This is a genomic window from Anaerolineae bacterium (assembly GCA_013178165.1).
In the GTDB taxonomy this organism is placed as follows: Bacteria; Chloroflexota; Anaerolineae; order Aggregatilineales; family Ch27; genus Ch27.
Genome location: JABLXG010000004.1, coordinates 277,352 through 299,047 on the forward strand (window position 1 = coordinate 277,352; position 21,696 = coordinate 299,047).

The following is a 21,696-nucleotide window of genomic DNA, read 5'->3' on the forward strand; positions in this document are numbered from 1 at the left end:
CAGGAGAGCAACCGAACGGAATGACCGATCTGGGGATTGTGATCGTCAACTGGAACACGTGCGACCTGCTGCGGCGCTGCCTGCAGACCGTCCTGGCCAGCCAGGGTGTGACCTTCCGGGTGGTGGTGGTGGACAATGCCTCAACCGATGGCAGCCCGGATATGGTGCGTGCGGAGTTCCCCGGCGTTGACCTGATCGTCAGTCCCATAAACGGCGGTTTTGCCTATGCCAACAATCTGGGCCTGCGGGCGTTGGGTTTTGGGCGAGGATGCGGTGAGGATGCACCCTGTTACGCCCTGCTGCTCAACCCGGATACCGAGGTTCCGCCGGACGCCCTGCGGGAAATGGTGGCCTTTATGGACGCTGATCCCCGCATCGGCGTGGCCGGGCCGAAGCTGGTCCTGCCTGATGGGTCGCTGGACCTGGCCTGCCGGCGGAGCTTCCCGACGCCGGAAATCTCGGCCTATCGGATGATCGGCCTGTCCAGGTTGTTCCCGCGCAGCCGGCGCTTCGGGCGATACAACCTGACTTACCTTGACCCTGATCTGGTCACGGAAGTGGATTCGGTGGTCGGGGCCTATATGCAGGTGCGCCGGGAGGCGATCGCCAGCGTCGGTTTGCTGGACGAAGTGTACTTTATGTATGCGGAGGATATCGATTGGGCGTATCGCGTGAAACAGGCGGGCTGGACGGTCTGGTACAACCCGAGGGTGACCGTGCTTCACGTCAAGCGCGCCGCCAGCCGCCGCAACCCCCGAGCGCAGCGGGAGTTCTACCGGGCGATGCTGATCTTCTACCGGCGGCATTATCGGGCGGGGACGCCCCTGTGGCTGCACAGTCTGATCCTGCTGGGCCTGCTGCTGAAGGGCGGGCGGGCGATCTGGACAGAGATCTGGAACCCGACGCCGTTGCCCGCCGTCTGATCCGGGCGGAGGCCAGCCGTCGGCGCAACCGGCGCATCCGCGCCGCCCTCAAGCTGCTGGTGGCAATCGTCGACATCAGCATGGCCCTGCTGGCCTTTATCGTGGCCTACTATGCCCGCGAGGTAGTGCCGCTTTCGCCGCTACCGCCGGATCCGCCGGGGCTTTTTGACTTCTACCTGCCGACGATGATCCTGCACGTTGGCTCGGTTATCGTGGCGGCGTATTTCTCCCGGCTGTACCATCAGCCGCGTGCGGCCAGCCGCTTTGATGTGGCCTACCGCATTCTGGGCGCGGTATCTCTGGCGGTGTTTCTGTCAGTGGCCTTCCAGACGGTGCTGTTCAAGAATAGCCCCTTTGAGACCGATTACCCCCGCTCGCTCCTGCTATACGTATGGTTCTTCACCGTCGTGCTGATGATTCTGGGTCGGGAGCTGCACAACCAGATTGTGCTGCGCCTGCGAGCGCGGGGGATAGCCCGCGATGATGTGCTGATTGTCGGGGATGGCGAGGCGGCCCGCTATATCGTCCAGAAGATTCAGTGGTCGCCGCAACTGGGCTTTGACCTGGCCGGTCTGGTGACGGAAAGCGGGCGCGGCAATGTGCTGGGCCTGCCGGCGCTGGGTGCTTACCAGGATCTGCCGGCGCTGATTGATGAACTGGAGATCGACACGGTCATCATTGCCCTGCCGGAACTGGATCGGCGTCAACTGGTCAGCCTGGTGACCCTGTGCCAGCGTGGCCAGGTGGATGTCAAGGTGTACCCAGATGTCTTTGCCTATATGTCCGCCGGGCTGTCGGTGGACGATCTGGGTGGCCTGCCGCTGCTCAACGTGCGGGATGTCGCCCTGCGCGGTTGGAACCTGAGCCTCAAGCGGGCGCTGGACATCCTGGGCGCGTCGTTGGGGCTGGTGTTCCTCTCGCCGCTGATGATCGCCATCGGCCTGATCGTCAAGTGGACTTCGCCGGGGCCGGTATTCTTTCACCAGTACCGGATGGGCCTGGACGGCAAGACCTTCCCGGTCATCAAGTACCGCACCATGCGCCCTGACGCGGAGAAGGACGGGCCGGGCTGGACGGTCGAAAACGATCCGCGCGTCACGCCAATCGGGCGCGTGTTGCGTCGGTCCAACCTAGATGAACTGCCACAACTGATCAACGTCCTGCTGGGGCAAATGAGCCTGGTCGGCCCGCGCCCGGAGCAGGAAGCGTATGTCCAGCAATTCCGCCAGTACATCCCACGCTACATGGAGCGCCACCGCATGAAAGCGGGGATGACCGGCTGGGCGCAGGTCAATGGTCTGCGTGGCGATACGTCGGTTGAAGAGCGCACCAAGTACGATCTGTGGTATGTGGAAAACTGGTCGCTCTGGCTGGACATCAAGATCATCATCCGTACCCTGGCCCAGACTCTGCGGGGGCGTAACCCGAATGCCATCTGATCCTGCCCGTCCACCGATGACCCTGGCAGAACTGACGCAGGCCATGCATGCCTTTGTGGCCGCCAAGGGCTGGTACGCCCCCGGATCGCGCCGCCCGCAGTCGCCGCGCAATATCGCCACCTCGCTGGTGATCGAGGCCGCTGAGGTGCTGGAGCATTTCCAGTGGGACGATCAGGTCAGCGACCGGGCGGCGCTGGCGGGTGAACTGGCCGATGTCGCCCTGTACCTGTTGCAGCTGGCCAGCCTGACGGAGATCGATCTGCAGGAAGCCATTCTGGCCAAGCTTGCCCGCAACTACGATCGCTCCTGGGATTGACCGGTGGTTGACCCACAGCCTGCTTCTGATTCCGTCCAGCACGCCTCCCGCCAGGACTGGCCGTTCAGCCGACCGACGCTGATGGCCGGTCTGCGCCGTTATCTGGTTGCTCCGCGCCTGCGCCTGCTGGACATCCAGCCGCTGGCGCTACCCGATCTGCGTCCTGGCGGCATTCCGGATACACTTACCTCGGTGCGGGGGTTGTCGGTTGGTGTGGAGATCGACGGCGTGCAGCGGCGGCTGGCGCTGGTGCTCAAGGAAGCGCCGGTCAGCGAGGGCGGGCGGGTGCTCTCTACGGTTGGCTGGCGCGAATACGGCGTCTATCAGCGGCTGGCCCCGCATCTGCCGCTGCTGGTTCCTGGCCTGGTAGCTGGCGATCCGGCGCGGGGATGGATTGTCGTGGAAGCGCTGACCGGCCTGCGTGGGCCGGAGGCGTGGACCCGCGAAGACTACGCCCAGGCGATCATCAATCTGGCGGCCATGCACGACCGCTTCTGGGGGCTGGGGGAAGACCTGGCCATCTTCCCCTGGCTGGGGCGTCCGCTGGAAGCTGACTATCAGGCAACGGTCATGGCTGCGGCGGAAGCTGTGCAGACGCTCATCCGGGAGGAGCGCCTGCCAGCCCTGGTCACTCCGCGCCATTTCCAGGCGTTCGGTGCGCTGGTACAGCAGGCGGATGAGATCGCCGCGCCGCTGCAGGCGGAACCGGTGACGCTGCTGCATGGTGACTACTGGCCGGGCAATATTGCCCAGCCGGATGAGGGCCGCCAGATTGTATTCGACTGGCAGCGGGCGGCCATCGGCCCAGCCATCCTGGACCTGCAGCACTTTTGCCTGACGGTCGCCATGGTTCTGCAGCCGCCCCTGCCGGTGGAGGAGCTGGTGGCCCTGTACCGCCAGGAGATGGCCCGGCGCGTGGCCCCGGACTGGGATGATGAACGCTTCGCTTTGCTACAGGATCACGCGCTGCTGTGGCACTTCCTGAGTTACTGGTTGCGCCGTCTGGCGACCCTGGAGCCGGAAACATACGCGCCGTATGCAGAGCGCTTCGAGCGCGTGTGGCTGGAACCGGTCATTGCCGCAATGGAGCGGCGATTGGGCCTCTGTCTGTCAACTTAGGTGTTAGCCGATGGGTCGGCAAGCCGGTCTTGTAACTGCGAGTGATTCTGTTATAATCGCTTACGGTGCACCGCGGGGTGCAAATCGCATACCTGGACCGGCCCGCCCGCGTCCGGTGGGCCTGGTGACAGAGACACAGGGGACGACACCAGCAATGAGCCTAACACCAGCTGAAAAAGAAGCCATCATCCGTGAATTTGCCCTGCACGAGACCGACACCGGTTCGCCGCAGGTGCAGATTGCTGTGCTGACGGAGCAGATCCGCCAGCTCACGGAACATCTGAAGGTGCACACGCACGACGAACATTCGCGGCGCGGTCTGCTGAAGATGGTGGGTCTTCGTCGCCGCCATCTCAAGTATCTGAGCCGCACCAATCCCGAGGCTTACCAGGAGCTGATCCAGCGGCTGGGGCTGCGGCGCTAACGGCAGAGCGTATCCGGGGCGGTCACCTGACTGCCCCTGTTATGCCGCTTGGCGAATGCTTTGTGATCTTGGCCAGGGCGGGGCCTTAACCGCCTGTATCGGTCTGCAGTGCCCGGGGTGACAGGAATTGGAGCATGAAGCCAAACCCAGCACGCGCGTTGGCTTTATGGTCCAGTCCCTGACCTCCGGGCACTTGCTGCTATGGAGGAAAACATATGATTGGAAACATGGGTGAAATTCATCGATTCTCCGCGATGGTCGGCTCCAAGGAAGTGATCATTGAAACCGGTCGCTTTGCGGAGCAGGCCGGCGGCGCCGTGACCGTCCGCATGGGCGATACCATGGTGCTGGCGACGGCGACGATGAGCAAGGAGCCGCGCGAGGGCGTCGATTTCTTCCCGCTAAGCGTGGATTATGAGGAACGTATGTACGCCGCCGGGCGTATTCCCGGTAGTTTCTTCCGCCGGGAGGGTCGGCCCAGCGAGACGGCCATCCTGATCTCGCGGGTGACTGACCGGCCCCTGCGGCCGCTCTTCCCGAAAGACCTCTTCAATGAGGTCCAGGTGATCGTGACTGCGCTCAGCCACGACCAGGAAAATCACTCCGATATGCTGAGCATCATCGGCGCCAGTGCGGCCCTGATGATCTCCGATATCCCCTTTGACGGGCCGGTAGGCGCCTGCCGCGTTGGCTTGATTGACGGCCAGTTTGTCGGCAACGCCACCATCTCCGAGATGGAAAACAGCGTGCTTGACCTGCGCGTGGCTGGTACCGCCGATTCGATCAACATGGTCGAGGCTTCAGCCAACGAGGTTGACGAAGAGACAATGCTCCGTGCACTGGAGTTCGGGCATCAGGCCATCCAGGGCATCATCGCCGTGCAGCGGGAGATGGCGGCCAAACTGGGTAAGCCCAAGGCTGTGATCACCCCGGTGCCGGTGGATACGGCCCTGCGGGAGGCTGTCTTTGCCCGCGCTATGCCGGAGATCAAGCGTATCGTGGCTGAGGTACTCGACCGCGACGCTCGCAATGCGGCCATCGACGCCCTGCGGGAGACCATCCTGGCTGAGTATGAGGCGCAGGCTACGGAAGGCAACCCGCCGGATTTTGTTGCCATCCGCGGTTTTCTGCAGGAAGCGCTCAAAGAAGAGGTGCGTCGCCGCATTCTGGAAGATGGTATCCGTCCCGATGGTCGCGATTACACAACCATCCGCCCGCTGGCGGTGGAAACGGGCGTGATCCCGCGCGTGCATGGTTCCGGCCTGTTCCGGCGTGGGCAGACTCAGGTGCTGAGCGTGGCCACTCTGGGAACACCCCGCGACGCCCAGGAGCTGGACAACCTCAATCCTGAGGATACCAAGCGTTACATGCATCACTACAACTTCCCGCCGTTCTCGACCGGCGAAACCTGGTTCCTGCGCGGCCCCAAACGCCGCGAAATCGGGCATGGTGCGCTGGCGGAAGCGGCCCTGCGGCCCATGATCCCGCCGGAAGACGAATTCCCGTATACGCTGCGCGTGGTCAGCGAGGTGATGAGCTCCAATGGCAGTACCAGCATGGCCAGCGTATGCGGCAGTACCCTGGCGCTGATGGACGCCGGTGTGCCGCTGGTGCGCCCGGTAGCCGGGATTGCTATGGGTCTGATCTCCGACGGCCAGCGCTACGCTGTCCTGACCGACATTCAGGGTATGGAAGATCACCTGGGCGACATGGACTTCAAGGTGGCCGGGACGGCCAAGGGGATCACCGCGCTGCAGATGGACATCAAGATCAAGGGCATCCCGACCGATGTCATGCGGCGGGCGCTGGCCCAGGCGCGTGACGCCCGGCTACAAATCCTGGATGTCATGCTGCAGGAAATCCCGGCGCCGCGTGCGGAGCTAAGCCCGTACGCGCCGCGCATCACCACCATCCAGATCGACCCGGAGAAGATCGGCGCGGTGATCGGGCCGGGCGGCAAAGTCGTACGTGGCATTCAGGACAAAACCGGCGTCAAGATCGACATCGAGAATGATGGTACGGTGTACATTGCGGCGGCGGACGGCCCGGCGGCTGACATGGCGCTGGAGATGATCCTGGGTCTGGTTGAAGAGCCGGAGATCGGTCGCATTTACACCGGCAAAGTTGTGCGTATCGAGCCGTACGGGGCGTTTGTGGAATTCATGCCCGGTCGCGAGGGCATGGTACACATCAGCCAGATTGCCGATTATCGCGTCGAGCGCATCGAAGATGAGGTGCGGCTGGGCGACGAGATCATGGTCATGGTGACCGACATCGATCCCGGCGGCAAGGTTCGTCTCAGCCGCCAGGCTGTGCTGGAGGGCTGGACCGCTGAAGAAGCGCAGGCCCGCGATAAAGGCGGACGGGCGCGCAGCGGCGGCGGTGATCGCGGGCGGCGGCCCAGCGGCGACCGCGGTGGTGACCGTGGCCGACGCCCCGGCAGCGACCGTGATCGGCGCGGCGGACGCAGCTAGCCCACAACTTTCTCACCCAAGACAGGCGATCCTGGCCCCGGCCGGGATCGTTTGTCTTGTGGACCGTGCCGGGTTCCTGTGGCGCTTGACGTACTCAACTGTTTAACCGGGAGTGCACGTATTCATAAGAAGGCCGGCAGAAATTCCTTTGGTGATTGCTACCCCCCTTTCCATCGCGTACAATTATCGGGTATGCCGGATTCCGGCTCAATGTCGCCGGTTTTAGAGGTTGCCTGAATGGACGCGCAGTTCATCACCTCGCCTGCCTGGTCCCCGCGTACAAGGCGCACAGTCGCCCTTATCGCCCTGCTGGTAGTGGGCGTTTTTGCCTGGCGACTGGGGGATATGTGGCCGCCGATCATCATTGCCCTGGTGCTGGCCTACCTGCTCAGCCCGATTGTCGGCCTGGCTGAGCGTTGGCTGCCGTTTGGCAACCGCAGGATGCGGCGCATGATCGGCACGGTGCTGGGGTTTGTGACGGCTATCCTGGCTATTGTCATTGTGCTGCTGATCATCGTCCCGGCCATCGGGGCGCAGTTGCGCCAGTTCGGGGATGTGTTGCCGGCGTTGTATGACCAGATCGAGAGGCTGGTGAACGATCTGCTGGCCATGACAATCACCATTGGCGGCCAGACTATCCACTTGCAGGAATTCTTCGGTGGTTCGGTCGATGTTGAGCGTGCTTTTACCCTGGCGGAACGCGACCTGGCGACATTTATGCGATCGTTGCTGGGGCCGCTGGCGACGCCTGTGCTGGGAGCGGTCGGCACGGCGCTGAGCGGCATTATCAGCGCAATCTTCGTGTTGACGATGGTCTTCTATCTGATGCGCGATGGCCCGCGCTTTACTGAAGAAATCCTGCGGATTGTCCCGGCGCCATACCGTGGCGATGTCCAGTATCTGCTTCGCCGGCTGGGCGAGATCTGGAATGCGTACCTGCGCGGCCAGTTGTTGCTCTGCCTGACGATGGGCGTGGTGGTCTTTACGGCGGCGACGATTCTGGGCCTGCGCAATCCGGTGGTGCTGGGGCTGTTGAGCGGTGTGCTGGAGTTCATCCCCAATCTTGGCCCGGCGCTTGCCTTGATCCCGGCGGCGTTGTTCGGCCTGTTCTTCCCCAGCCAGACTATTCCCGGCCTGGAGGGGGTGTTCTTCATGCTGGTGGTGATCGTGGTTTGGACGGGGCTGCAGAACCTGGAAGCGATCTTACTGGTGCCGCGTATCATGGGCAACAGCCTGGATTTGCATCCGTTCATCGTGATTGTGGCCGTGATCGGCGGGGCGACGCTGGCAGGGGCGCTGGGAGTCATCCTGGCGGCGCCGGTAGTCGCCTCGTTGCGTTTGCTGGGGGGCTACCTGTATTTGAAGCTGATGCAGCCTGAGCCTGGCCCGCTTGCCGGATTGCAGGTGATTGACGAGGTTCGGGTCAGCCAGCAGGAGGAACCTGTGTGACGACAGCGGTGAACAAAGCGGGAATTCAGTTTAACCGCGCCGATTTTCACATCCGCCCGGTGACGGCCGCCGATCGGGCGGCTATTGAAGCTATCGCGGCCCAGATCTGGGATGGCGAAGACTATCTGCCGATGGTACTGGATGCCTGGCTGGCGGACGTCAGCGGCCTGTTCTGCGCCGGGGTGATCGGTGAGCGGCTGGTCGCCGTGGCCAAGCTGACGCACATGGGCGGCGACCAGTGGTGGCTGGAAGGGTTGCGGGTGGATCCGGCCTTTCAGGGGATAGGTCTGGGGCGGATCATGCACCACTATATGGTCAACTACAGCCGTCGCTACGCTCCCGGTACGCTGCGTTTCAGCACGGCATCGGGCAATCACGCAGTCATCCGGATGGCCGCGGAAACGGCTTTTCAGCAGGTGGCAGCTTTTGTTGCGTATGGCGCCGAGGCCGATCCTGCCATCCCGATCGATCGGCTGGTGCGCCTGGAGCCTAGCGATATCGACCGGGCCTGGGCACGGCTGATCAAGCTGCCGTACTTTGAGGCGGCGCAGCGCACACTGGAAGATAGCTGGCGCTTCCTACCGTTGACTCCTGACCGGCTGCGCGAGCGATTGGCCGCCGGACAGGTCTACGGCTGGACGCGGTCCGGCGATATGCCGGGGCTGGCCGGGCTGGCGATCCTCAATACGCCACGTGGCACTACCGGCGAGGAAGAAGCTACACGGCTGTATGTGGGCTATGCTGACGCCCTACCGGACGAGTTTGCGGCCCTGGCGCTGGCGTTGCGCGGGCTGGCCGCGTGGCAGGGCTTCGAGCGCGTATCGTGGAAGGTCCTGGATGACGCGGTGTTGCTGGCCCGGCTGAAGGCGGCCGGCTACCAGCAACGCTGGGATGAGCAGGTGCTGCTCTTTGCCCGCGAGCTTTCCCTGACCGAACACGCGATGATCCGGACGTAGACGGGCGCGTGACCGCGCTGGAGGAGTACGATGACCGATCCATCTGATATTCCCACCGAAGTGATTGCCGAGACTGAGCATTACCAGGTGTGGGTCTCCGAGGAACCGGATGGCGAACTGGTTTACCATGTTGAACTTGGCCTGGTGACCATCCACCTGTTTGCCGAGGAATTCGAGGAGTTCGTCCAGCTGATCAAGCGTGTGAAAAAAGCGTGATCTACTGCCCCGCCGGGCAGGCAGGCGCGCCTTCACCAGTCAGGATGATTCGTGGGAAAGTTACTTCAGGTTGCGCCCTGCCCGGTGTGCAACTATTACATCGAAGGCGAACTTCATTACGGTGGCAGTAACCGCAGCCGCCTGTTCATCTACTTTCGCTATGTGCTGGCGATCTGCCACAGTTGCCGTCAGGTGGTTTCTGTGCTGATCGAAACGCCTGCCTACGATCTGCCGCAGGTGCTGGAAGCCGCGCAGCGCGAAATCACGGTGCTGGAAGGGCGGGTGGAGCAGGGTGATCCGGTGGCACGACGGCTGCTCTCCCTGCATCGCCAGGCACTGGAAGAGGACGCTGCGGCGCTGGACGGCGTGGAAATCGCCCTCTGTACTGTGTGCGGCAGCCGCGACCTGGCGATCTACGACCATCTTGGCGGCGACGCTGGTGAGCACTTTGAGGATGGCTCCGCCTGGATCGACTGCCCGCGCTGTGACGAGGGCCGGCTGTGGATCTATGCGACGGGCAGCTGGGATGAGATCGACAACGGGCTGTAGCACAGGGGCGATCAGCGGGGCAAGGCCCTCAGCCGCCGGTCGAGCGCATCCCAGTTGGTATCGTCTGGCGCCAGCAGGGCTGCCCCATTTGCCAGCAGCGCCGTGTTGCCGGCGCTCCCGTTGTCTACCGCCAGGATGGGACGCCCCTGTTTGTAGGCAAAACGGGCGGTATACAGGCTGCCACTCTCTTCGCCCGCTTCTACCACGATCACGGCCCGGCTCATCCCGGAAATGATACGATTGCGGGCGACCAGCGCTGGCGGGCTGGCCGGTGTATCTGGATGCCATTCGCTGAGCAGGGCGCCGCTGGCGGCGATGCGGGCTGCCAGCGCGTGCTTGGCTGGTGGAATCTGGTTCAGACCGGAACCGAGAATGGCGATGGTGCGTCCGCCGCTCTGTAACGCGCCCGTATGCGCCGCCAGATCGATCCCCCAGGCCAGGCCACTGACGATCGTCCAGCCGCGAGCAGCCAGCCCTTCAGCCAGCGCCGCGGCATAGGCGCGTGCAGCGGAAGATGGCTGGCGGGTGCCTACGATGCCGACCGCCAGATCGTCGGTTGGCTGCAAAACACCCCGGCAGAACAGCAGCGGCGGCGCGTCGCGCAGGTCATGCAGGAGCGCTGGATAGCGGGGGTGCGAACCGGTCAACAGGGTGAAGCCTGCCTGTTCCCAGGCAATCATCGCCGCAGCGACCTGCCGCACATCCACGGCTTTGATCGCCGCAGCCAGACGCGGCCCGATACCCGGCACGCTCCGCAGGGCCACTGGGCTGGCGGCATAGACGGCCTCGACATCGCCGAAGTGATCAAGCAGGTTGCGCAGGGTGACACCGCCAATGCCGGGGATCAGGCAAAGACCAACGAGAAAGGCCAGCTGACTCACCTGGTCTGCGGATCCTCCAGCGTGCGGGCCAGATCATGCAGCGAAAGGTCAAGCTCCTGGCGGCGGCTGATCACTTCCACCAGCGGGGTGGTGATGATCTGGTGTCCGGAAACGCCAACCATCACGCCGTGCGTGCCGCTGGCCAGGCAGTCTACCGCGGCGGCGCCCAGGCGTGTAGCCAGGATGCGCTCGTAGGCGGTAGGTTTGCCGCCGCGCTGAATGTACCCCAGGATGGAGGTGCGCACGTCAAAGCCCAGTTCCTGCTGGCGTTCCCGCAAGTACCTCTCGATGGTTGGCACGTCATATTGCGCCCCTTCCGCCACCACTACAATGCAGTGCGCCTTGCCGCGGATGTAGGCGTGATCGAGGACGGTGGCGACATCCTCCAGCTCGAAGGGCTTTTCGGGGATGCAGATCATCTCCGCGCCGGCGGCAATGCCAGCCATCAGCGCCAGATAGCCGCAGTGACGGCCCATCACTTCGATCAGAAAGGCCCGCCGGTGGGAGGAGGCGGTGGCGCGGATCATGTCGATACAGTCGATCACGGTATTGAGCGCTGTATCCACGCCGATGGTGATCTCTGTGCCGTACAGGTCATTGTCAATAGTGCCGGGCGCGCCGACTACTCTGATGCCGGATTCGTGGAGGGCCATGGCCCCGCGCATGGAACCATCGCCGCCGAGCACGACCAGCCCTTCGATCCCCTGTTCATTGAGCGTGCGCAGGGCTTTGCGGTGGCCTTCCCGGGTCATAAATTCGTCGCTGCGGGCGGTCTCCAGAATCGTCCCGGCACGGTCCAGGATGCCGCCGACCGAGCGCAGGGTCATCTCCCGCACATTGCCGTCGCACAAACCCTGATAACCGGCGATGATGCCCACGACCTCCATGCCATAACCCAGCCCGCGACGCACTGCGGCCCGGATGAAGGGGTTCATGCCGGGGGAATCGCCGCCGCTGGTGAGGATGCCAATCCGCTTCACGGGTGTCCTCCATAAGGGGCCAGAACCAGAGCGTGTCCGGGCTAATGATAACACAGCGCCGGGAACGGGGCATTGGCGCGGCGGCTATTCCTCCGCCTGCTGGGGCGGCGGTACACCAGCCGCCAGCAGACGGTTGTACAGCGCTACTGCCCGCGGGTCAATCGCTTCTCCCTTTCGGAGCAGCCGGCGGAGCTGGTGCACCAGGGCGAAAAGCAGCGCCTCATCCAGATCACGTTCGGCCAGCGGACGTAACCGGACGATCCACCCGGCAGTCCGTGATGGCTCAACCAGATCGGCCAGGTAGAATAGTTTGTCAGCGCGGGTCATTGCCGGGTGGCCGGTGGTGTGGTAGAGCACGGCGCTGGCCGTCACTGGATCGTGAAAGCCCAGCGCTGCCTCGGCCTCCCGGAGGGCTATCGCCCCGTGGAGCAGCGCCGGGTTCTGTCGTTCAACAGGCCGGATCCGGCAGCCCAGCCGCTGCGCCTCAGCCAGCAGGTCATGACCATCGTTTTCTTTGGCGGCGTCATGGATCCAGCCGGCCAGCCGCAGCGCGGGCAGTTGCTCCGCCAGGCCGTGCAGTGCCGCCAACCGGGTCACCGATTCGACTACGCCGGCCGTATGGGCGAAGCGTGCGTCTGAGAGTCGCTCCCGCGCCCAGGCGCGCGCCTGTTGCTCCAGTGCAGAGGCGATTTCGGAGTCAGACAAGGAGTGGGCGGTCATCAGGATTCCGTTAGCAATACGTTGCCCGGTGGGTGGACGGCGGCCAGCTATCCGTGTCACCGGGCTGTGTTACAATGATATAAGTATACCATCGAACCTGTCTATGGTATGGCGCTGGTTCAGGGTCGGGAGGAGCGCGGTATGATGCGGTCGATGATGGTGCGGCTGGGGGTGGTCATGGCAGCTATGCTGGCGCTGGGCCTGCTGGTAGAGGCTCAGGGGCCAACGATCCTGCGGCTGGGACTGCTGGATTCGGCGGATAGCCCTGCCGGGCGCGGCGCGCAGATGGCCATCGCCGAGATCAATGGAGCAGGGGGGCTGCTTGGCCCGGATGGCCGGGTCTACGCTTTTGAGTTGCTCTCGGTGCCGGTGACTACCGCAGACGAGGTGCGCTCCGGCTTGCAGGCGCTAGCCGAACGTGACGTGCTGGCCATTCTGGGGCCGGATGACACTGCGGTGACGCTGGCCGTGTTTAACGACCTGCGGGCGCTGGCCCGGCCTGTGCTGACAGCGGCAACGGGCGATTCGATCACCATCGCCGACACCGCCGACTTCATCTTTCGCTCCCGGGCGCCGGAGCAGGTCTACGCGCAGGCGGCGGCGACCTTTCTGCTGGAACGGCTGCGTGCCCAGAATGTGGTGATCATCCAGGCCGGGGAAGGCACCGCTGAGAGCGTTGCCACGTTCACGGCGGCGCTGGGCAGCCGCAACATTGTGCCGCGTTCAACACTGCAGTGGAACGACCCGGAGGCGCTGGATAACCTGCTGGCCGACCTGCGTAGCCTGAATCCGGAGGTGGTGGCGATCTGGGGTGGGGTGGAAGCAGCAGCCGACCTGCTTGTTGCCTTGCGCGGTGCGGGTTGGGAAGGGACTTACTTCTACCGCGACGCCGACCAACCTGCCTTTCAGGAAGCGATTCGCAGCGCGCTTGGGCCGCGGCTGGGTTCCGTGGTCGGCGTGACTAACTGGACGCCAGGCGTGCGCTCCGCGCCCAGCGATCGCTTTCTGCGTCGCTATGTGACCACCTTCGGCGCGGTGCCGGACGGTTTGAGCGCCGCTTTCTATGACGCTGTTTACCTGCTGGCAGCGGGCATCGAGGCAGCTGGCCCGGTGCCTGAACAGGTGCGCCAGGGGTTGCAGGGCCTGGAAAGCCGGGTAGGAGTGCAGGGCACGTTCACGCCGGGGCGCTTTGTCATCGGTGAAACGATCAACGCCGCTGCGGTGTTCGAGCTGAATGCCTACGCCGTGCCACAGGTGCTCAGCCTGGTGATCAACAACCAGCTTGTCCCCAACCCCGGCGAAGATGTGGTATCGCTGCAGACGCCTGTCCCGGCCACACCGACTCTCTCGCCAACGCCGTCGCCCACAGCCACGCCGGAGGGCGTGTATGGGATTGTGCAGAGCGAACGCCTCAATGTGCGGACTGGCCCTGGTTTGAATTATGAGGTTGTCGGCCAGCTTCAGGGTGGGGAGACGATCTTCCCGGTTGGGGCAAACGCCGATTTCACCTGGCTGGTGGTGCCGTTCCGGGGGTCAACGGGCTGGGTGGCGGCCTACCTGGTGGACCTGCGCGGCAACCGCAACCTGCTGCCGATCATCGTGCCACCGCCGTCGCCCACGCCGGTCATCACACCCACGCCATCCCCCGCTCCGCTGGCTGACCTGATCGTGATCTCGGCCAGTATCGAGCCGGTGCGGCCTATCTCCGGGCAGCAATTCCTGGTCAGGGCGGTCATCCGCAACCAGGGGGTGGTGAATTCTGTGGAAACGGCGCTGGCGGCATCCTTCCAGCCCGGTGAGGTGTATACCTCGGCGCCGATCCTGCCGCTGGCGCCTGGCCAATCGATCGAAGTCTTCCTGACGCCGACGGTCAACGGTTCCGGGACATATACCGTGCAGCTGGTCACCGACCTCAACAACCTGGTCAACGAGGGGCCAGCGGGCGAAGCCAACAACCTCTACCCGGTGACCTATACGCTGGATCGCGCTGTGCTGCGGGCTGGCACGGCGATGCTCGCGCCGGGACAGGAACATGACATGATGGGGAGCGGGACGAGCATCCTGCGCTGGGACGGGGCGACGCTCAGCGCCCTGAATGGGGCGCAGGTGACACTGCTGCCGGGCGTGTCCTGGGGCGGGTTGTATTACGACCTTTTGCTGGGTGTAGCTGGAGGGAGTGTGCCCCGTTCCAGTCTGCCGACCGGGGCGGTGGTCGGGCTGATCACTGTACCGGAAGGATACCGTGGCGCGTTGCGTATCGATGGTTACGATGGCGACACGCTGCGCTACACCTTCCGGGTGTACACGCCCTGATCCGGGTGGAAGTCCGGCGCGCCGTCCAACCAGTTCCAGATCAAACAGGCCCGCATGCTGATGTTATGCGGGCCTGTGGACAGCAGTGAACGATGCCCGACCGGCTTAATCTTCTTCTTCGTCCGACCGGGAGCCAGGACGCTGTTTCTTGTAGCGGTAGACGATCCGTCCACGCGTGGGGTCGTAGGGACTGAGTTCCAGGCGCACCCGGTCGCCGAGCAAGATGCGGATATAGTACTTGCGCATCTTGCCGGAAAGATAGGCCAGCACCTGGTGCCCGTTGTCCAGCTCGACGGTGAACTGGGTATTGGGCAGGGCTTCAACCACGCGGCCCTCGACCTCGATCTTCTCTTCGCTCTTAGGCATAGGTCACTATGGACGCCAGTCTACCCATGGCCCACTTTGCCCAGGGCCTTCCGTTGACGGCGGCGCGAGCGGCGGATCGCCTTTTTCTTCTGGATACGGCGCAGTTCACTCTTGGAGACGTGCCACCGCTTGCGGCGGACGGTGCTCAACACACCGCTCTTGGCGACGCTCTTGCGGAATCGCTTCAGCAGTTGTTCCTGTGATTCGTTAGGGCGCAGCGTTACTGAAGGCAAACCAACCAACCTCCCTTAGTCTTCGATCTGACGTAACCTGTGATGTGTTAGCATGGATTATACCGTACAGGTAATTACCATGCCAGAGTCAGTTTACAGACCGCTTTAAGCCTCGGCGGTTTCAGCTTCTTCAACCGCTTCAGTTGTCTCGTTGGCGGCGCTTTCAGCAATTTCGCCGTTGCCACCCTGGGCTTCGCGCTGGGCGCGCCATTCGGCCTTTTCTTCCTCGGTGACTTCCTTGAGGCTCAGGCCCAGGCGCTGGCGATGGCTTTCAATGCTGATGACGCGCATGAGCAGCTTGTCGCCTTCCCGCACCAGCTCAGTCGGATCCGCCGGGGCGGGATCGGCCATCTGGCTGGTGTGCAGCAGCGCCTCAATACCCGGTTCCAGGCTAACAAACGCACCGAACTGGGTAACACGGGAGACCTCGCCTTCGACCAGCTGACCGACATGGTACATCTCGTCAACCAGCGCCCAGGGGTTGGGCTGCAGGCGCTTGAGGCTCAGGCCAATCCGCTTGCCTTCGGCGTCCAGGCGGAGCACATATACCTCGACCTCGTCGCCGACGTTCAGCAGTTCTCGCGGATGGCGCACGCGGTGCCAGGCCAGTTCGGAGATGTGGATCAGACCGTCAGCCCCGCCAAGATCGACGAATGCGCCGAAGTCGCGCAGGCCGCTGACGATACCCTTACGCACTTCGCCTTCCTTGAGTTCTTCCAGGAGGGCTTCCTTGCGCTGGGCACGGCGGCCACTCTGCGCTTCACGCTGGCTCAAGACCAGGCGGCGGCGCTTGCGGTTGACCTCAATCACCTTGACGGAAATCTTGCGGCCGATCAGGTCGGCCATGTGATTCTTGCGCTCGTTTTCGTCCAGGCCACGCGGCAGGTCCATGACATGGCTGGCGGGCACGAAACCGCGTAGATTGCCGAATGGCACGATCAGACCACCGCGGTTGGCTTCAGTGATAATACCTTCGAAGATCGTCTCATTGGCCAGGGCTTCTTCTGCCTTGGTCCAGTCTTCGATCTGGCGGGCCTGTGCGACGGAAACCACCAGGTTACCTTCGCCGTCCTCCGGGCGAACGACCATGACCGGGATTTCGTCGCCCACAGCGCAATGGAAGTCGTCGCCCAGCCGCTCCAGATCGCTGCGGGGCACGACGGCGTCGCGCTTTAGCCCGACATCGACAATCAGGCCCTGGTTGTCCATGGCCAGGACGGTGCCGGTCAGGATGTCTCCCCGTTCCGGCTGTTCGAGGTCGAACGAAGCTTCCAGCAGTGTAGCGAAGTCGACGCTGTCCTGAGCGTCCCAGGTTGTTACATCATTCATAGCTGTTTGTTATTCCCCCGAGGGTAGATTTTTGTTGATCTTCAGGCGAGACAAAACAAATACCCGGCGTTGAAGCGAACGCCGAGTGCGGAGAGGCAGCGCGCCAGTCGGTTATGCAGGGCTGGAAAACCAGGTAGGATGTCCGGCCAGGCCAAACTGCATCTGGATTGCGTTCCGTCCCGCGCTCAGATCGTCCAGAGTATAACCGTTTGGATTTCAGTTTGTCAACCTTGAATAAGGTATTTTCAACAAGGAGTCCAGCCGGGGAGCCTGCCAGGCAGGCAAACGCCCCGACCTGTGGGCCGGGGCGCCTGTCGCGAGGGAATAGCCTGTTGGGATCAGGCAGCGTCAAATTCAGAAAGGTCTGGCTCGTCTTCCTCATTCTCTGGCAGGATAGCTGGCTTTTCTGGCTCGTCCTGCGGCGCTGGGGACTCGGCGGCGGGGAGGGGGGCTTCCGCCTCATCCGCACCCACGCCCCAGCGCTGGGTGAAACCCACCCGACGGCGTTCTGGCTCCAGATGGCTGATGCACAGGGTCAGGCGGTCGCCCTTTTTGACGTAGGAGTACGGTTCCTTGAGCGTGCCATCGCCCATCTCGGAAAGGTGCAGCAGCCCTTCTAGGCCATCATCCAGGGCGATGAACGCCCCGAAGTCCACCACATTGGTGACCGTGCCTTCCACCTGCTGGCCTTCATGGTAGGTTTCCATGACGGAGACCCAGGGATCCGGCAGCAGGCGTTTGCGGCTGAGGGCGATGCGATTGTTGCTGCGATCCAGGCTGAGGATGTAGACGTCGATTTCCTCGCCAATGCGCAGGACATCGCGAGGATGGTCAACGCGGTGCCAGGCCAGCTCGCTGACGTGGATTAGCCCATCGGCCCCGCCCAGGTTCACAAACGCGCCGAAGTCCCGCAGCCCGGTGACTGTGCCACGGACGATCTGGCCCTCGGTCAGTTCGGAGAGCAGGCGGGCCTTCTGCTGCAGACGCCATTCCTTCTGCGCTTCACGCTCCGAGAAGATCAGGCGGCGGCGGTTCGGCTCCACTTCGATTACTTTGACGTGCAGGGTCTTGCCGATCAGGTCCTGGAGCGTCTCGCGCCGGTCGTTGCCGGACAGGCCGGGACTGACGGACACCATGTGGGAGGTGGGGATAAACCCCTCCAGCCGGTGCCAGCGCACCAGTACACCGCCGCGGTTATGGCCGGAGACGGTAACATCGACCACTTCCTGCGATTCCAGCAGCGCCTGCGCCTCATCCCAGTCATGCTTCTGCAGGCCCATGTTGATGGAGACGATGACATTGCCATCGGCGTCGGGATTCATGATGTAGACCGGGACTTCCTGGCCGACACGCAATTCAGCGCGGAGTTCAGGCTCCAGGCGCTCAAGGTCCTGGGCCGGCACAAGGCCGTCCTGCTTGACGCCCAGATCGACAATGATCTCGTTGTTACGGATTTGCTGGATGGTGCCAACCCGGATCTGCCCGCGTTCTAGCGGCGCGAAATCGGGCGAGGATTCCAGTAACTTTTCAAAATCGCTTTCCGACGAATTCGGGTCTACATGAGCCTTTTTATTATCCATACGAACGATTTAACCTGCCTTTGACGTAGAGTGGAGACGCCCAGAATAACCCACCTGGCCTAATGAGCCGTTTCCATCTGAGCCAGGAGGCGGCCCTGCCAGTATTCACCACCACACTCCCATGCTTGCTGTGTCGCTGACAGACGGGCGGCGCTGGAGCCAGCGGCGACGCCTGCCTGTGCCGTCAGTATTCCTCGTTCTGGTAGCCTCTCACGGGCATTTGGACTAACAGGCTTAATATAGAATGGCGACGCAAGCTTACACCGGCCTTTGTGGTAGCTCCTGCCACCTGTAGTATATCCCGGCGCGGTGTAATAAGCAAGATAGATGATTACAAAATTGGCAGCGCTTCCTGCTCGCTGGAGGCGTTATGTCTGCCTGCCACACCGGCAAACACCCGCACAGACGGTCCTAACGCCCTCCCAGTTCGATGTTGTGCAACCCCCGCGCCATTTCCCAGGGGTAAACGATGAAGGCGTCGGTGACCGCGCCGTAGAAATCCGGCTCAACCCGTGTAAAGAGCGACCGGTAGGGGTTGAAATGAAAGACACAGGTTGCCGCCTCGCCGCCGGCGGCTTCCACACGGCCCCGCACAGCGGTGCTGGTACGCCCGCTGCCCCAGACATCATCCACGATGAGGACGCGCCGGTCAGCCAGCAGTACGTCGCTGGGGAACTGCAGGAACTTGGGGAGCGCCAGCAGCTTGGTGGAATCGGTCTCTTCCGGGAAGTACACAGCGGCTGTCAGTACGTCGCGGATGTCCAGTGCTTCGGCCAGCAGGCCGCCGGGGATGATCCCGCCCCGGGTAACCATGATCATTGCGTCAAAGTGAGCGACGCTTTGAATCTGCGGCACAAGGACATCGACCAGTTTGTCCACGTCTGCCCAGGTCAATACTTCATGGCGTACAGGTCCTGTCGAGGTCATACGTTCCTGTGTCCTTGCCGTCACTGTTTGCGACCTGCGCCAGTCCAACTGGCTCCACCATCGCAGCGGATCAACACGAAGCAGGCAGCAGAACGCTTGCCGCCCGGCTATGTCCTCATATTGGCCACCGAGGTGACCGTGTGGTGGGTGCGAAACAGGCTGTACTGGCCCACCCGTCCCGGTACCTCATTCAGCACGTTTTCATCCTGCATAATCGATAGCCAGAGCTGCAGCTGGTCATAGGGCAGACCGGTTTCTGTCCGGACGGTTACTTCTGAGATCGCCTCATGGCGGTCATAAAGGGCCAGCAGCGCCCGGACGAACCGATCGCGCTCCGCCAGGATTTCCGCCACCAGCGGCGACGATTCCACCAGCGAGATGCCCTTGGTGCGGAACTCGCTCTGCGGGTTCTCGTATTCCTGGACGCGCACAGCGTCCTGTTCCAGCAGGCGCTCGATGGCCTGCTGAAAGACCGTGCCGGGGTCGTGGATGCGCAGACGGCGATGCAGGCTGCCCAGCGGGCACCAGAGAAAGCCGCGGAAGCTGGTGAACTGCTCCACGCTGACCACAATCCGCTTGATCATCGCCTGCAACTGCGTCTCATCCACCTTGCTGAAGAGAAAGCTGTGCTCTTCTGTGGTGGAATCGACATGCTCCAGGCGGCGCAGGGTGGCCTCGGAGAGCTTGATCACCGGCACGAGATCGTCCGGGTTATGGCGGTGAGGGACCAGTTCGCGGTGCAGGATGCCTTCCCGCACCAGGCAATCCACCCATTCGGAGCGCCACTGGTCGTTGAGGTTGAGGCCAGGGCGGTCCAGTTCGCGGTCCATGGCGATGCCCTTGAGCAGGAAGCCGTAATTGACGTACTCCCAGCCGCGCACATCCAGCGTATTTGCCACACGGGCGACGATCCGGTCACGGACCAGCCGCGTCTGTTCCACCAGTGGGTGGGTGTGATTCAGTTGCAGGAAGTCGGGGTCTTCCGCGCGGGCACGCAACAGGCCCATCGCCATCGCCTGAGTGATCAGGTTTTCCGCCCGGCTCTCGTTGACCACCGCATTCACGTTGACCAGCTGGGCAACCAGATCCTGGCGATGGACAGCGTATTCGTGGCCCTCCATGTTGTCATACTGCAGGATGATGCTGACCCACTGCGATGGGCGCACCTCGACCGCTGTGGCGGCGAATTCCTGCGGGCCGGGGCCAGTAGCGCCATACAGGCGGCCCAGCGCCTCATGCGGTTGCATCTGGGTGAAGTCTTCGATGTACTCCACGAGCACGCCGGGGTTGCTTTCCACCTGGCGGCTGATGCTGCCGCGCACCCCCCACACGATCACCTGCTTATTGTGGGCGCGCAGGGTGTTGATGATCTCGTTGAAGTCGCGATCGCCACTGGCCAGGATAAACACATCTGGGCTTTCCGGGTGCATCAAGTCGCCCAGCAAATCGCGGGCGATGCGCATATCGGCGCTGTTCTTGCCGGGCAGGTTAAAGACTGGATCGATGTTACTCATGGCCAGACGGCTGGGTGCTTCGTCGGTGATCTCCCGCCCCAGGTTGTCGACCAGCGGCGGCAGGCTACCGCGCTGGCCCCAGGGGGCATAGGCGGCCATCTTGACTACCTGGCCGTGGGCGCGCGCCTGGCTGACAAAGCGCGAGATCAGGTGTTCCAGGTTGACCGTCAGCCCCTGTTTATCCAGGCTGATGGCAATATTTTCGAAGTCGATGTACAGCGCCACCTGCGTGCCAGATACGCCGAGGATCGTTTCCAGCGGCTGGACAATCACATTGGGCTTGTCGGTTCTGAGCGCGCCCAGGTCCCCCCACAGCCGGATGCGTGCGCCGGGGGTGAGTTGCAGCGCATCGAGCAGGTCAATCACCGCCGGATCGTGGGTGACGATGATCAGCTCATTGATGGCCGGGTCTTGACGCAGGTACGTCTCCAGCAACAGGGTATTCAGGTTGGCTCGGCTGGTGAGGGTGGCAAGCTGGTAGCCGGAGGCTCGAAAGGCCTGCCGCGGGCTAACCGCACCGGTGTGAACGCCATCCTGCAGTTCCCAGTCGGCGATGGCGACAGCGGTCAGTTCGTTGACGCTGGCCAGCCCCGCGGCCAGGGCCGCACCATTGCGTAGCGTCACACCCAGCTCATACAGGTCAACTGCCGGCCCGCGCTGGCGCAATCGTGTGAGGAGCGTATCAACATCAACAAATAAGTAGGAACCCATGCCACAACCTGTTATTCGAAAAATAAACCCCGCACAGAATGAGTGGGGTGTGAATAGGGACTCCAGTTCCGGGCGCAGGGAGATATAGTCGATACTGCCACTGCCGCGCTTTCAACCGACGCAGATCAACCCAGTGTGAGGACGCCGGGTCAGGCAGTTCGACCAGAGCCACTCTCATTGTGGCGACGGTGCCGGTCGTCACCGTCACCCCTGAACGAAGGACGCAAAAGGTCGCCTCGTCAGGCCACTCCAGTCAGCAGGTCACCTAAAGTCTCTT

20 protein-coding genes are annotated in these 21,696 nt (G+C 63.0%); 11 read left to right on the forward strand and 9 right to left on the reverse strand.

Features of this window, described 5'->3' with window-relative positions; translation table 11 throughout:
- Positions 1-20: 20 nt before the first annotated feature.
- From HPY64_04260 to HPY64_04305, 10 genes are all read left to right on the forward strand, one after another.
- Complete coding sequence (locus HPY64_04260; GenBank protein NPV66341.1) at positions 21-923, forward strand: glycosyltransferase family 2 protein; 903 nt, start codon at positions 21-23, stop codon at positions 921-923.
- Positions 827-2,362 (forward strand): undecaprenyl-phosphate glucose phosphotransferase, encoded by a 1,536-nt coding sequence (locus HPY64_04265; protein NPV66342.1) that lies wholly within the window; start codon positions 827-829, stop codon positions 2,360-2,362. Before HPY64_04260 ends, HPY64_04265 begins: the two co-directional genes overlap by 97 nt.
- A gap of 16 nt (positions 2,363-2,378) precedes the next feature.
- Positions 2,379-2,678, forward strand: a complete 300-nt coding sequence (locus HPY64_04270; GenBank protein ID NPV66343.1) for a nucleotide pyrophosphohydrolase — start codon at positions 2,379-2,381, stop codon at positions 2,676-2,678.
- A gap of 3 nt (positions 2,679-2,681) precedes the next feature.
- Entirely contained in the window at positions 2,682-3,797 is a 1,116-nt protein-coding gene (locus HPY64_04275; protein ID NPV66344.1) for an aminoglycoside phosphotransferase family protein, read from the forward strand.
- Between the two features lie 154 nt (positions 3,798-3,951).
- The gene (gene rpsO / locus HPY64_04280) at positions 3,952-4,221 is read left to right on the forward strand and encodes a 30S ribosomal protein S15 (GenBank protein ID NPV66345.1); all 270 of its coding nucleotides are present in this window, start codon (positions 3,952-3,954) and stop codon (positions 4,219-4,221) included.
- A gap of 227 nt (positions 4,222-4,448) precedes the next feature.
- Positions 4,449-6,695, forward strand: coding sequence for a polyribonucleotide nucleotidyltransferase (locus tag HPY64_04285; GenBank protein ID NPV66346.1), 2,247 nt, complete (start codon positions 4,449-4,451; stop codon positions 6,693-6,695).
- A gap of 237 nt (positions 6,696-6,932) precedes the next feature.
- A complete protein-coding gene (locus HPY64_04290; protein NPV66347.1) occupies positions 6,933-8,144 on the forward strand; it encodes an AI-2E family transporter in 1,212 nt (403 codons plus the stop codon).
- A complete protein-coding gene (locus HPY64_04295; protein ID NPV66348.1) occupies positions 8,141-9,100 on the forward strand; it encodes a GNAT family N-acetyltransferase in 960 nt (319 codons plus the stop codon). The genes HPY64_04290 and HPY64_04295 overlap by 4 nt, the downstream gene beginning before the upstream one ends.
- A gap of 30 nt (positions 9,101-9,130) precedes the next feature.
- Complete coding sequence (locus HPY64_04300; protein NPV66349.1) at positions 9,131-9,316, forward strand: hypothetical protein; 186 nt, start codon at positions 9,131-9,133, stop codon at positions 9,314-9,316.
- A gap of 51 nt (positions 9,317-9,367) precedes the next feature.
- Positions 9,368-9,865: a hypothetical protein gene (locus HPY64_04305; protein NPV66350.1), complete on the forward strand. Its 498-nt coding sequence runs from the start codon at positions 9,368-9,370 to the stop codon at positions 9,863-9,865.
- 11 nt (positions 9,866-9,876) lie between these two features.
- Here the strand turns inward: HPY64_04305 and dprA are convergent, their stop codons facing one another.
- The 3 genes from dprA to HPY64_04320 form a co-directional block, all read right to left on the reverse strand.
- A complete protein-coding gene (dprA, locus tag HPY64_04310) occupies positions 9,877-10,746 on the reverse strand; it encodes a DNA-protecting protein DprA (protein NPV66351.1) in 870 nt (289 codons plus the stop codon).
- Positions 10,743-11,726, reverse strand: a complete 984-nt coding sequence (locus HPY64_04315; GenBank protein NPV66352.1) for a 6-phosphofructokinase — start codon at positions 11,724-11,726, stop codon at positions 10,743-10,745. The genes dprA and HPY64_04315 overlap by 4 nt, the downstream gene beginning before the upstream one ends.
- Positions 11,727-11,810: 84 nt before the next feature.
- Positions 11,811-12,446 carry an HD domain-containing protein gene (locus HPY64_04320; protein NPV66353.1) on the reverse strand — a complete coding sequence of 212 codons (636 nt, stop codon included), beginning with the start codon at positions 12,444-12,446 and terminating at the stop codon, positions 11,811-11,813.
- Positions 12,447-12,587: 141 nt separating this feature from the next.
- Here HPY64_04320 and HPY64_04325 point away from each other — a divergent pair, with 141 nt between their 5' ends.
- On the forward strand, positions 12,588-14,759 hold the full coding sequence (locus HPY64_04325) for an ABC transporter substrate-binding protein (GenBank protein ID NPV66354.1): 2,172 nt from the start codon (positions 12,588-12,590) through the stop codon (positions 14,757-14,759).
- Positions 14,760-14,864: 105 nt separating this feature from the next.
- Here the strand turns inward: HPY64_04325 and infA are convergent, their stop codons facing one another.
- The 6 genes from infA to HPY64_04355 all read right to left on the reverse strand — a co-directional run bounded on the left by infA (position 14,865) and on the right by HPY64_04355 (position 21,419).
- A complete protein-coding gene (infA, locus tag HPY64_04330) occupies positions 14,865-15,125 on the reverse strand; it encodes a translation initiation factor IF-1 (protein NPV66355.1) in 261 nt (86 codons plus the stop codon).
- A gap of 20 nt (positions 15,126-15,145) precedes the next feature.
- Complete coding sequence (locus HPY64_04335; GenBank protein NPV66356.1) at positions 15,146-15,358, reverse strand: 30S ribosomal protein S21; 213 nt, start codon at positions 15,356-15,358, stop codon at positions 15,146-15,148.
- 105 nt (positions 15,359-15,463) lie between these two features.
- Entirely contained in the window at positions 15,464-16,687 is a 1,224-nt protein-coding gene (locus tag HPY64_04340; protein ID NPV66357.1) for a S1 RNA-binding domain-containing protein, read from the reverse strand.
- A 338-nt stretch (positions 16,688-17,025) separates the two neighbouring features.
- Positions 17,026-18,267, reverse strand: coding sequence for a 30S ribosomal protein S1 (locus HPY64_04345; GenBank protein ID NPV66358.1), 1,242 nt, complete (start codon positions 18,265-18,267; stop codon positions 17,026-17,028).
- Between the two features lie 411 nt (positions 18,268-18,678).
- Entirely contained in the window at positions 18,679-19,194 is a 516-nt protein-coding gene (locus HPY64_04350; GenBank protein ID NPV66359.1) for a phosphoribosyltransferase, read from the reverse strand.
- Between the two features lie 107 nt (positions 19,195-19,301).
- Positions 19,302-21,419, reverse strand: a complete 2,118-nt coding sequence (locus HPY64_04355; protein NPV66360.1) for an NYN domain-containing protein — start codon at positions 21,417-21,419, stop codon at positions 19,302-19,304.
- Positions 21,420-21,696 lie beyond the last annotated feature (277 nt).

Bases quoted from the DNA above. Each gene is read 5' to 3' on its own strand.
- infA (NPV66355.1), bottom strand. From the start codon at position 15,125: ATGCCTAAGAGCGAAGAGAAGATCGAGGTCGAGGGCCGCGTGGTTGAA.
- HPY64_04350 (NPV66359.1), bottom strand. From the start codon at position 19,194: ATGACCTCGACAGGACCTGTACGCCATGAAGTATTGACCTGGGCAGAC.
- rpsO (NPV66345.1), top strand. From the start codon at position 3,952: ATGAGCCTAACACCAGCTGAAAAAGAAGCCATCATCCGTGAATTTGCC.
- HPY64_04290 (NPV66347.1), top strand. From the start codon at position 6,933: ATGGACGCGCAGTTCATCACCTCGCCTGCCTGGTCCCCGCGTACAAGG.
- HPY64_04260 (NPV66341.1), top strand. From the start codon at position 21: ATGACCGATCTGGGGATTGTGATCGTCAACTGGAACACGTGCGACCTG.
- HPY64_04320 (NPV66353.1), bottom strand. From the start codon at position 12,446: ATGACCGCCCACTCCTTGTCTGACTCCGAAATCGCCTCTGCACTGGAG.
- HPY64_04300 (NPV66349.1), top strand. From the start codon at position 9,131: ATGACCGATCCATCTGATATTCCCACCGAAGTGATTGCCGAGACTGAG.
- HPY64_04325 (NPV66354.1), top strand. From the start codon at position 12,588: ATGATGCGGTCGATGATGGTGCGGCTGGGGGTGGTCATGGCAGCTATG.
- HPY64_04345 (NPV66358.1), bottom strand. From the start codon at position 18,267: ATGGATAATAAAAAGGCTCATGTAGACCCGAATTCGTCGGAAAGCGAT.
- HPY64_04285 (NPV66346.1), top strand. From the start codon at position 4,449: ATGGGTGAAATTCATCGATTCTCCGCGATGGTCGGCTCCAAGGAAGTG.
- HPY64_04340 (NPV66357.1), bottom strand. From the start codon at position 16,687: ATGAATGATGTAACAACCTGGGACGCTCAGGACAGCGTCGACTTCGCT.
- HPY64_04355 (NPV66360.1), bottom strand. From the start codon at position 21,419: ATGGGTTCCTACTTATTTGTTGATGTTGATACGCTCCTCACACGATTG.
- HPY64_04270 (NPV66343.1), top strand. From the start codon at position 2,379: ATGACCCTGGCAGAACTGACGCAGGCCATGCATGCCTTTGTGGCCGCC.